Here is a 12,038-nt window from a genome sequence, read left to right as displayed (position 1 = left end):
ATAATTTAAAAATTAAAATTCCCAATCCTCTAAATTACTGATTTTACCACCAAAACTGACACTTAAAGGAGTCAAACTAGGTCTTCTTTCAACCAAAAGACAATATCCATCTGTTCCCTCTTCATAATCTTCAACCAGTTGAGGAACATTCATTACTGTATCGTTTCCATCATCATCCACTCTTTCAAGAATATTGAAGTCCAACATCCTATCTGCAAGAGTTGTTATCTTAATCTTGTCAGATGATGGCTTGGATGGAATATTCAAGTTAAATAGATCAACTCCCTCTGGAAGACCTTCATCCAACACTTTCTTAACCACTTTAGCAAGAATCTCTTGAGCAAAGCTATAATCTGTATCAACGTACCAATTGCCCTCTTCATCCTGCTTGAAGCAATCGTCATCCAAGAACAATGAGCATGCAATAGCTGGCACTCCAAGACCTACAGCTTCAAGTGCTGCACAGACAGTTCCAGATGTGGTAATCTGTAATCTGCTGATGTTTATTCCGGGATTGATTCCAGTTACAACAAGATCTGGCTTTTCATCACAAACATAATTAACACCTACATTAACTGAATCCGCTGGAGTTCCAGACAATCCATAAGCTTCGCTACCATCAGCCAATTCATACTTGTCCAAATACATGTGTTTCATTATATTGACTTTACGGCCTACAGCGCTATTGTTTTCCTGAGGGGCTACAACAACAGTATTTGCAATGCCCTCAAGCGCTTGCTTTGTAGCTAAAATACCTGGACCAAGAACACCATCATCATTGGATATTAAAATAGTTTTCATAAAAAGCCTCTTAGAATTTTTTTAAAGAATAATTTTTCTTGATAATATTATATTTTTAATAATACTTATAAATTCTTAAATGATTTCATGAAAAATGGAAAATAAAATAAAAAAATAGAATGAAAAAATAGAAAAAAGAAAAAAACTTCCCCTAAAATGAAAAAATGAAAAATAAAAAAAGAAAATTAAGAATTCTTAAAGAAGTCAAAAACTTTAGAAATCCTATTTATTGAAGGCATTGCAATGTTTTTAACAAATTTAATCTGATAATTGAATCCAAATAGCTCAAATTCAGACTTTACAGTATCCAATTCATTTGGAATATCCAATGACTGAGGACATAATCTCTTGCATCTTCCGCAATGATTGCAAAGACCAGCACTCGCTTGCTTGTTTGCCACTCCTCCAACAACCATATAATAATTCATCATGGCATTGGAAATAGGCCCAATTCCTTTCTTATTAAATAAGTATTTTTCATTGTAAATCTTAAAGCAATCTGGAATGTTTACTCCTTTAGGACAAGGCAAGCAATAGCCGCAACCTGTACAATTGATCTTCATCATTGAGTCAAAAATATCCTGTGCCTGCTTCAATACATCCTTTTCATCTTCAGACAATGAATCGATTTCAACTCTGCCTGCAATTGCCATGTTCTCCTTGATCTGATCAAGAGAGCCCATACCAGATAGAACACATGTGATTTCCTTTTGATTCAAGATCCAGCTAAAAGCCCAATCAACAGCAGACCTGTTGGAATCAACACTATCGAATAGGTTTTGAACCTTTTCAGGCAATTCTCCTGCAAGAATTCCACCTTTCAAAGGCTCCATGACAAACACTGCAATGTCCTTTTCATAAGCGTATTGGATTCCACGAATTCCTGCCTGAGCATTGACATCTGAATAGTTGTACTGGACAAGAACCATATCCCAATCAAAATCATCAAGCAATGTTTTGAACTCATTAGGAGATCCATGATAGGAAAATCCCATATTCCTTATCTTTCCATCAGCTCTTGCCTTTTCCAAAAACTCATACAATCCCAAGTCCTTAAGTCTCATTACACTTGACAAGTCAACATTATGAACAAAATAATAGTCAATTGAATCTGTTTTAAGCTTTCTTAACTGCTCATTTAAAAATGCATCCATATCCTCTCTGGACCTTACCATCCAGGAAGGCAATTTAGTGGATAGCTTTACTCTGTCCCTATACTTAACTCCTTCAGAATCCGTGAGACTTAAGATATCCCCTAAAAATGTTTCACTTTCTCCACCATGATAGGCATAAGCGGTATCAATGAAATTCACTCCATTTTCAATTGCATATAGAATGTATTCCTTTGAGACTTCCTTATCAATTGAATTGTTCTTTGTGGCAAGCCTCATTGCTCCAAGCCCAAGTGGAAACAATTCATCCCCATTTCTTTTTACAATTCTTTTATTCATTTTATCACATAAACAATTAGAAACTTGACAAGCTAATACAAAGATTGCTTAATTTTTAGGCCTTAATTTTAAAATAACAAGCTCAGAATCGGTTCCCCATCTAAAGGGATAATCCATAGAACCTACACCAGTTGTAACATGCAAATACTTATCTTTTCCATCAATATTCTTTTTAAACAAGCCCATATTATACATGATTAAATTTCCTATCCAAACAACTGGATAAAACTGTCCTCCATGGGTATGGCCGGACAATTGGATATCAAAGCCTAAGCTTGAAAATTCCTCCCAATTTTGAGGAACATGGTAATTGATGACATTGACTTTAGCACCATCAACAAAGGACAATAATTCATCAGCACTTACAGTTTCAATTTCATCAAAACTGTAAGTCAATCCAAAGATGTTCAAATCCTTGAATGACCTTCCTTCATTGTCCAATATAATAATTCCTGCTTTCCTGCATGCATTGTAAACATTTTCAATTCCCGGATAAAAATCATGGTTTCCTGGAGTGAATACAATAGGAATATTCACATCTTTCAAAGGAAGAAGATCATCCTCTTCAACAATGCAGGACCCATCAGCAAGGTCTCCGGAAATGATGGCCAAATCGCATCGATTTTCTATTTCCTTCATCTTATTCGCTAAATCCAAAATATGTTTCTTATGCCTAATGGAACCATAATGAACATCTGAAAGATGAAGAATGTTTATATCTTGGTTAATATTGTCCAATTCAATGGTTTTCTCATGAACAATGATCTTATGAGCATGCCAATAGCTATAGACTGTTACTATAGGAACCAAGAGAAGCAAGAGAACAATAACATAAAATGGAAGTTCCATGAAAGCTCCAAGAGCATAAATCAGAACGATATCAAAGAAGAAAAACAAGGACATCCAAATCCAAATTCCAGATATTCCATCCAGAAGACGTGTGATGAATCTTGATTTTCTCTCTTCAAAGAGCATAGGAACAGTGTTCAGTATAATGAACAATGCAGTTAAGAAGAATATGTACAAGTCATCTAATCCGCCGAACAACAAAAACAGGTATTTCATAAGGAAAAACTCAAATATTGCAATTAGTGGAGTGGAAAACAATACCCTTCTTGTTCTAAAGCTCATAAGAAAACCTCTATTTATATTCTTTATAAAGTCATTTATAAAAATTACCGTGAATAACTTAAGTAATTTTGAGAGAAATGAAGTGCAAAAAACTAAAGAAAAAAATAAGAAAATAAAGTGCCGGCACAATATTTAAAAAGTATAAATAATAAAGATTACTATAAGCTTGAATTTAAATAATTTTAAAAAATATTTAATTTAATCTATAACTTATTAATTTTATAAAAACTAATAAAATTCAATTTATCAAGCTCAATTTTTAATTGGAGGAAACTAAATGAACGAAATATTATTAATGCTCCCTGGTCCAACAACCGCTGACCCAAGAGTATTGCAAGCAATGGGAAAAGCTGTTGTAAACCACAGAGGAGACGAATTCGGAGAAATCTATACTGAAACCACTCAGTTAATGTCTAAAACTTTCCAAACCAAAAATGATTCTTACATCCTTACTGGTTCAGGAACTTCTGCAATGGAAGCAGCTCTTTCCAACCTTGTTAACAGAGGAGACAAAGTATTGAATGTTATCGGAGGAAAATTCGGAGAAAGATTTGCAGAAATTGCAAACTACCACGGAATTGAATCAGTCCCTTTAAATGTTGAATGGGGAACTGCTGTAACCCCTGACCAAGTGGAAGAAGCTTTAGAAGCAGATGAAGACATCAAGGCAGTAACCATGGTCCACAACGAAACCTCCACTGGAGTGGCTGCACCTATTCAAGAAGTAGGGGAAGTCATGAAAAACCACGATGCATTATTCATTGTAGACACTGTATCATCCTTAGGTGGAGACTATGTTGATGTAGACAAGTTCCACATCGACGCTTGTGTAACCGGATCTCAAAAATGTCTCGCTGCACCACCTGGACTTGCAGCTATTACCTTCAATGACGATGCATGGGCAGCATGTGAAAAAGTTGAACCTAACAACTACTACTTAAACATGCCTAAATACAGAGCAAACGGTAACAAAACTCCTGCTCAAACTCCTTACACCCCATCAGTTTCATTGATTTACGGATTAAAAGCAGCACTTGAAGTCATTCATGAAGAAGGACTTGAAAACAGTGTAGCAAGACACCACCAAGCAGCAGCTGCATCAAGAGATGCTGTTAAAGCTTTAGGTCTCGAATTGTTCCCTGATGAAGCTGTATCCTCTGCAACTGTAACTGCAGTAAACATCCCTGAAGGTGTAACTGACGATGATATCAGAGGAACCATGTTAAACAAATACAAAGTTCAATTAGCTGGTGGACAAGACCATCTTAAAGGAAACATCATCAGAATTGGACACATGGGTGTAATCAATTACCAAGAATTGGCTATTACATTTACTGCATTAGGATTAACCTTAAAAGGATTAGGCTTAGTTGAAGATGCAGGTGCAGGTGTAGCAGCTCTTGCTGATCATTACATTTAAACCCATTTCTTCTTTTTTTCTTTTTTTATTTTTCTTGTATTACTACTAATTTTATTTTTACTTTTAAATTTTCAAATCAAGCATCTCTTTTTCAAAAAATTAACTCAAGCTTAGAAACATTTATATAGAATGTAATATAATTTTAACATATGGAATGTATTTTTAACATATCAATGTATCCAACATATAAATGTAAATAGTAAAAAAAGTATATTAAAAAAATATAATATATTATATGTTAATAGCAAACCATAATTAAAAATTATAGAATATTGATAAAAACAAGGAGTTAAATAATGATTGATGAAGCACCAATTAAATCAACTGTAGAAGAATTAAGAAAACTTATCCACATTAGCAATTATGTTGGAGAACCTATTGAAAGTGAAGATAAAATATTGATTCCAGTAACTAAAGCAGCAATAGGGTTCGGTATAGGAGAACAGAAAGCTGGACAACAAATAACCGCTACTGGTGCTGGTGTAAGTGTTGAACCTGTAACCATGGTCGTTGTATCAAAAGGAAACAGCGGTGCAGATGGAATCAGAACCATAAATTTATCAAAAGGAAATAATGCTAACAAAAGTTTAAACGAATTAGGATTGATTTTAACCGATATCCTAAAAGATGTCATCCCATCAAAAAATAAAGATGACAAATACATAAATGTCGACGATGTTACTGAAGTTGAAATCCAAGACGGAGAAATTAAGGAAAAAGCTGAAGACATAGTTGACGAAGTTGAAGATGGATTAGACATTGAAGTGGATGATGAGGAATAAATAAATCATCAATCTATAAGATATATCTAATAAAAATAAATTAAAAATATTAAAATATTAAAATATTAAAACTAAAAACAATATGAAAAGGCGATGAAATGAACTTCAATCTTTTTTTAATTATCCTAATCGCCTTAATCCTCATATTTTTAATAATTTTATACAACGGAATAAGACTATTTTTAACCGTTGAAAAAGAGAAAGGCATAGTTAAATATGAATTTAAAGTAACTATGCTAAAAATAGCTATTTTTACAAGAAAAGGCACTAAAGAAATAATCGATAGCATCATGCCTAAGCAAGATGAAGATTTAGAAGAAACTGAAGAGGAAGATGAGAAAAAATCTGAAGAAAAATCTGAATCTGGAGAAGAAGAGGAAGAAAACAAGGAAGATAAGAAAGGTTTGAAAGAGAAATATGAAGAAATCAAACCCCTCTTAAAAGAGCTAAATAAATCCAAAGAGGAACTGAAAAGCTTCTTGAAAGATATTCTAAAAGCAATCGATTTAAAGAAACTTGAAGGAAATCTAATAATTGGTCTTAGCGACCATGCAACCACTGTAAAAATAGCAAGTTGGATCTGGTCAATAGGCGCTATTGTAAACCGCTCCAAACCAACACAACTAAGTGTAGAGCCTAGATTTAACGAAATAATAACTGATTTTGAAGGAAAGATAGAACTAAAAATAAATATTCTGCTCTTATTGATTTATAGTTTAGTCTTATTAACTAAAAAGAACATTAGAGAACTGATTAAAGAACTCTATAGACAAAAGAAATCTAAAGATAAAAAAGAAAAAGAGCCAATAAGTGACAATTCACAAAAAGAAGAAAAATAACTAAACAAAAAAACAAGTGATTTAAATGGATGGAAAGGAAATAATGAATAGCTTTAAAAAAGAAACATTTTACGAGTTTAGCGAAGCTGTTCCTGTATTCAATGATAACATATACTTTATTTTCAAAGTAGACATCATTTCAATTGACGTGAACCCATCCAAAAGCAAAATAGATAAGCTAAAAAAATTGATGAATAATGAAAACACTGAAAATTCTATATCCCATCTAGACATTGAACCAATAGCTTACCTATTAGAAACTAAAAATAATAGTGAATTGGACTGGCAAATTGAATCAATTGATGAAAAATATACCCTATTTATTGAAAAAAATAAAAACCAGTTATTAAAAGAGTTCCTTGAAAGAGAAAAAACTAAAAATTGAAAAAAGATGGGATAGGAATTTTATAGTTGAAAATCTTATTTAGGCAAAGGAATATTCTCTTCACATACACATACATCAACCAAAAATGGATGATTGGAACTAAACGCCTCATCAATAGCCAAATCAAGATCATCTCTAGATTCAACTCTCATTGAATCGATTCCATAAGCTTCAGCCAATTTGGCAAAATTCGGATTTGAGAGATCAATTTGATATTTATCCATATCATAAACTGTTTCTTCCCATTGGCGAATGATGCCTAATTGAGAGTTGTCTATAATGAAAATATTCACATTCAAGTCATATTCCCTAATGGTAGCCAATTCCTGAATGACCATCTGAATGTCTCCATCACCACATATGACAACGACTTGATCATCAGGATGGGCAATAGCTACACCAATGGAAGCAGGCAAACCATAACCCATTGGCCCAAATCCTCCTGAAAACAAGAGTTTTCCAAACCTATCATTTTTGGAAAGCAAGGTTGTCCAGGTTGTATGAGTTCCTGCATCTGAGAGGAAATAGCTACCTTTGAATGCATTCACTATCTTATTGATTGCATAAGGTGGCCTCAATGGAATGTAATTATCCTCAACATCATCAATTCCATCAACAATCAACTCTTCATAATGAGAGTAAATTTCATTGATCCAATCATTATACAATATAAATTCATTATTCTTATAATCCTTAGATTCTATTTCTCTCAGCAATAAATCCAAAAAGTCTGATGCATCCATGGAAATGTCAATATTACCCTTAAGGCAATCATCATCAATATTCACATGGATTATCTTATCCTTGACATCATCATACCCGCAGGATGCAATTGTCCTTTCAGATAATTTTGCACCTAAAACAAGAATGCAGTCTGAATTCTCATATGCATAATTAGCAAGTGAAGTTCCCCTAAGACCAACAATGCCAAGGTTCAATTTATCGCTTTCACTGATGATTCCTTTAGAGTGAAAAGTAGTAGCAATAGGTGACCATGTTTTACTTACAAAAATGCTTAATTTATCGATAGCTTTACCCCAAACTATACCATTTCCTACAACGACTAATGGTTTTCGTGAAAGTTTGAATTTATCAATAGCTAAGTCGATATTGTTATCTACATCACTCGCATTATTTTTTGAAAAAGAGTTAAAATTCTTAGAAAAATCATCATCCAACACTAATTTTCCACCATAATAAATGAAGTGATTATCAAAGACATCTATCAATTCATGGAAATCATCAAAACTGGAAATTTTTTCATCAAATATTTCCAAATTGGAATCAATACCCTCAAAAATATCATGATTAAAAGAATCAATCATTTCTTTCAAGTCAACATCATTCAAATCAATGCCTTCAAGGAGAACATCTTTTGATAGGTTAATATGAACTGGCCCTTTAGGATATTTGTGAAGCATGACTAAAGCTTCAATTAAATTAAAAATAGCTGATTTTCCAGAATAAGGATGAAAACTCTTGATGGTTATGTTTTCAAAAACACTGTTGATTGGTGAATTTTGAAAAATATCCTCATCCTTTTTGGAATAATCATTATCTCCAGTAATGACAAGAAGAGGTACAGAATCCTTAAAGGCAGTAGCGACTCCCATAACTAAGTTCATAGCACCAGGACCTGCAGTGGAAATGCATAATCCGTAATTGCCTGATGAACGAGCGTATGCATCTGCTGCATGAGCCGCTCCCTGTTCATGCCTTGTTAAAATATGCTCTATTGAAGAATCCTTCAAAGCCTTATAAAAAGGGAGTATCTGTTCTCCAGGGTGCCCAAATATATGTTTAACACCATCATCTTCAAGCAATTTGATTAATGCTTCTGCAGTATTCATATTATCACATTGGATGAAAAATTAAAAAATTTAAAAAAGTTTGTATTAAAATTAAAATGTTAAATTAAAAAAATTGAAAGCTTAATAATAACGAGATGAATTGTTAGAGGTATTGTTTGAATACATCTGTTGCAACTCATAATCATTTACAACGATTCTTGCCTCTAAACTATCATAAACTGTATTTAAAATGGTTAAATCCTTTGAGGACATTAAAATAAAGTTATTTGACATTTTATCCTCAACAAATACAGTGTAAGTTCCAAGCTTATTGTTCTTATAATAAGTGAAATTGCCATTTTTTGCTTTTTCAGTACCTAAGACTTCTTTTTTAATATTGTTAAATCTTAGAAGCCCTTGTGATCCTGTAACTGGGGACCCATTGTTAAAGCTGGTAATGTTGAGACCATAATCGTAATCAGAATAATAATGAATGTCCAGATTATCGGTATATTCGGACACTTGATCAGTTACTGGAACTTTAGCAGAGCATGAATTTGTTAAATTGACTTGATGATAAGTGACATCCCTGCCTGGTTCAAATATCAAGTATGAACCTACACATAATAAACAAAATACAGCAATTATTAGAATAGCCATTTTTTTATCCATATAATACACCTTTCTTTAAGATATTATTAATTATGTTTTCATCTTTATATATATTATTATAAAATAATTATAAAATAATTATAAAAATAGTTAGATTTATATAAAAAATGAAAAAAATAAAAATAGAAATAAAGAAAGAAGATGAAAAATTATAAATAAAAATAAATACTCACAACTTAGGAAAAAGTTTTGGTCAAAAAGATTGGTGGATTAGTCATCTAAATTGAAAACAGAATCTGCCCCTTTTCCTTCATAGTCATAATATCTATCTTCATCCTCACTTGATTCTCTTTTAACAGATTTGGATTTCTTTTTAGATGATTTAGGTTTAGTTTTAGGTTTTTCAACATAATCATCCAAAAGTGATTCGTATCCCTCATCACCAAATACACCATCATCAAAGAAATCATCACTGAAATCCTCATACTCCTCTTCCGGCGGTTCTTCAACTTTAGGTTTTTTAAGAGCCTTAGACTTAGATTCGGACTTAACTTTGGCTTTTGATTTGGATTTAGGTTTGGCCTTAGCCTTAGGCTTTTCAACATAATCATCCAAATTGTCAAAAACGTCTGCATCCTTAGAGCTTTTAAATCTATGTTTTGGTTTTTTAGTGTCTTCTTCATCCCTAATAGGGGCTATGTAATCTCCACCACCGAAATCATCATCAAAGCTCACATCTTCAAATTCATCATCCAAATCAGATTCGCCCTTATCCCTATTGAACATGTTTATTTTATCAAATAATGATTTTGATTTCCTTTTGCCATTATCTGAAGGGGAATCCTCTGCACCATAATCTGAATCATCATAATCATAGCGATTATACTTATCATCAAAGTCTTCATCATAAGGGGAATCAAACTCTTCAGATGACAAATCAACATTCCTTAAGACATTTTTACCTGATTTGGACCTTGAACTTCCAAACCTATCCAATCTTCTGGATTTTGATTTGCTTTCATCAACAGCATCTTCAAACTCCTCACCATCATTATCTTCCCTTTTGAACCTGTTCCTTAAGGACTTATAAGGACTTACAAATGAACCGTTCTTATCAAATAATGAATTATGATCTTCTTCTGCATAATCATCAATAGTCTTTTCAACATATTCCTTTTCCTTGAAGTAGTTCATTCCACCTTTATTATCGGAGAAATCAAGAGAATAATCTCCATTATAAGGGATAACTGTTAAAGCTAAAGGAACAAGCACAAATATTGAAGCGATAACTGACTGTACAAGCAAGCTTTGTCTATCTCCAACAAGAATTAAATTGTAAACCCCTAAAATCCAAATAATGGTCAAAATTATTGGAAGGATGAATTTAATAGTAATTATCCAAGATTTATCCACTTTAATATAGGAATTGCCATTTAAGACTGAACGTATGTCTTCAATATCAAAAACCCAACCTAAAACGATTATTTCAAGAAGAACTCCCAATATAATTGCAAATTGAGTTATGAATGAGTCTGTAATTCTTAAAAGGTATTCACCCATTCCAGTTGCAAATATGAATGACAGGAACAAACCAACTAAAACAAGCTGCCTGACAGCCCTATCCCTTGTCCATCCGAATTTTTCGCTTATTGCATTGGACAATGGTTCGATTAATGCTAAGACAGTGCTTAAGCTTCCAACAAATATAAGCAAGAAAAATGCTGGAGCAACCATATAAACCCATGGGTCCATTATATTGAATACATTAGGGAAAACAACGAATATCAATGAAAATCCATCACTTACTAAGCTGGTGATTGGAATATTTCTTCCTAATGCCATATATCCCATGATTGCGAATAGGAGAACTGAAACCAACACTTCAAAGACAAGACTTACCAAAACAATGATCCATGCATTGTCAATCAGTTTTGCATTGTCATCCAAATAAGAGGAATATGTACTTGCAATTGCATATCCTAAACCATATGAGAATATCAATTGACCAAATGCCGCTATCCATACATTCAAATCCAATAGCACAGACCAATTTGGATTGAACAATGCCATTATTCCAGTACGGGAGCCCGGCAATTGAAGAGCAAAAAGCAACATGCCAATCAACAATACAAAGGACAATATCAAAGATATTTTACTGATTGTCAAGATTCCCTTGTTGATTTCCTTACGGGAGAATAAATAAATCAAACCCCATATTACTATCAAGCCTACTCCAATAGGAACTACAAGATAAGTTAGCCCATATGGATTGGAGGTGCTGTGAAGCAATGTTGTTGTAAAGAAAACACTAGGATTACTGCCCCATCCTTTAAATAAACTAAGTACAATATAGATAAGGTCCCAAGACATTATGCATGTATAATAAATCAGCACGATAAAAATCAAGAACACTATAAACCATGCTATGATTTCAAACTCTGACTTGATATTATAAAATACCTTAGGCAGACTTGACTTGAACTTGAAACCCACACCGAATTCCAATACTAAAATAGGGATGGCCATGATTACAATAGCTAAAATATATGGTATGAGGAATGTTCCTCCACCATTTTCATACATAAGATAAGAAAATTTCCAAATTCCAGACAGCCCAATAATGGCTCCTATCATAGCTATTAGGAAGCCTGTTGAACTATCCCATCTATTTCCTATAATTTCATCACCCATCTTACATCACATCAATAAGAATAATCATTTTTTTATTTTAAATTACATCTCATAAATAATTTAATTTTAGAATTTTATTATTATATAATATATTAAAGTTTTAATTATTTAAAAAATTTGCTTATTTTAAAAAAAA

The 12,038-nt window shown here is 32.8% G+C and carries 10 protein-coding genes; 4 read left to right on the top strand and 6 right to left on the bottom strand.

Translation table 11 applies throughout. The features are described 5' to 3' along the window. Positions 1 to 12: 12 nt before the first annotated feature. From surE to Q0409_RS04380, 3 genes are all read right to left on the bottom strand, one after another. A complete protein-coding gene (surE, locus tag Q0409_RS04390; protein WP_292787778.1) occupies positions 13 to 801 on the bottom strand; it encodes a 5'/3'-nucleotidase SurE in 789 nt (262 codons plus the stop codon). Between the two features lie 185 nt (positions 802 to 986). Continuing rightward, positions 987 to 2,252 carry an aldo/keto reductase gene (locus Q0409_RS04385; RefSeq protein WP_298535494.1) on the bottom strand — a complete coding sequence of 422 codons (1,266 nt, stop codon included), beginning with the start codon at positions 2,250 to 2,252 and terminating at the stop codon, positions 987 to 989. 48 nt (positions 2,253 to 2,300) lie between these two features. Next, complete coding sequence (locus Q0409_RS04380) at positions 2,301 to 3,383, bottom strand: metallophosphoesterase (protein ID WP_298535492.1); 1,083 nt, start codon at positions 3,381 to 3,383, stop codon at positions 2,301 to 2,303. 277 nt (positions 3,384 to 3,660) lie between these two features. Here Q0409_RS04380 and Q0409_RS04375 point away from each other — a divergent pair, with 277 nt between their 5' ends. The 4 genes from Q0409_RS04375 (at position 3,661) to Q0409_RS04360 (ending at position 6,809) form a co-directional block, all read left to right on the top strand. Next, on the top strand, positions 3,661 to 4,803 hold the full coding sequence (locus Q0409_RS04375; RefSeq protein ID WP_298535490.1) for an alanine--glyoxylate aminotransferase family protein: 1,143 nt from the start codon (positions 3,661 to 3,663) through the stop codon (positions 4,801 to 4,803). Positions 4,804 to 5,099: 296 nt separating this feature from the next. Beyond that, complete coding sequence (locus Q0409_RS04370) at positions 5,100 to 5,585, top strand: GerW family sporulation protein (protein ID WP_298535488.1); 486 nt, start codon at positions 5,100 to 5,102, stop codon at positions 5,583 to 5,585. Between the two features lie 98 nt (positions 5,586 to 5,683). Then, positions 5,684 to 6,424: a hypothetical protein gene (locus tag Q0409_RS04365; protein ID WP_298535486.1), complete on the top strand. Its 741-nt coding sequence runs from the start codon at positions 5,684 to 5,686 to the stop codon at positions 6,422 to 6,424. Positions 6,425 to 6,449: 25 nt separating this feature from the next. Next, on the top strand, positions 6,450 to 6,809 hold the full coding sequence (locus Q0409_RS04360) for a hypothetical protein (RefSeq protein WP_298535483.1): 360 nt from the start codon (positions 6,450 to 6,452) through the stop codon (positions 6,807 to 6,809). A 35-nt stretch (positions 6,810 to 6,844) separates the two neighbouring features. On the opposite strand, the gene Q0409_RS04355 is transcribed toward Q0409_RS04360, so the two are convergent. The 3 genes from Q0409_RS04355 to Q0409_RS04345 all read right to left on the bottom strand — a co-directional run bounded on the left by Q0409_RS04355 (position 6,845) and on the right by Q0409_RS04345 (position 11,902). Continuing rightward, on the bottom strand, positions 6,845 to 8,659 hold the full coding sequence (locus Q0409_RS04355) for a thiamine pyrophosphate-binding protein (protein ID WP_298535480.1): 1,815 nt from the start codon (positions 8,657 to 8,659) through the stop codon (positions 6,845 to 6,847). An 81-nt stretch (positions 8,660 to 8,740) separates the two neighbouring features. Continuing rightward, positions 8,741 to 9,271: a hypothetical protein gene (locus Q0409_RS04350; protein ID WP_298535477.1), complete on the bottom strand. Its 531-nt coding sequence runs from the start codon at positions 9,269 to 9,271 to the stop codon at positions 8,741 to 8,743. A 210-nt stretch (positions 9,272 to 9,481) separates the two neighbouring features. Then, a complete protein-coding gene (locus tag Q0409_RS04345) occupies positions 9,482 to 11,902 on the bottom strand; it encodes a sodium-dependent transporter (protein ID WP_298535475.1) in 2,421 nt (806 codons plus the stop codon). Positions 11,903 to 12,038 lie beyond the last annotated feature (136 nt).

This window comes from uncultured Methanobrevibacter sp. (assembly GCF_937898925.1).
Taxonomy (GTDB): Archaea; Methanobacteriota; Methanobacteria; order Methanobacteriales; family Methanobacteriaceae; genus Methanobrevibacter.
The sequence above is the reverse complement of the archived record's forward strand: the minus strand, read 5'-3'. Positions and strand labels throughout refer to the sequence as shown.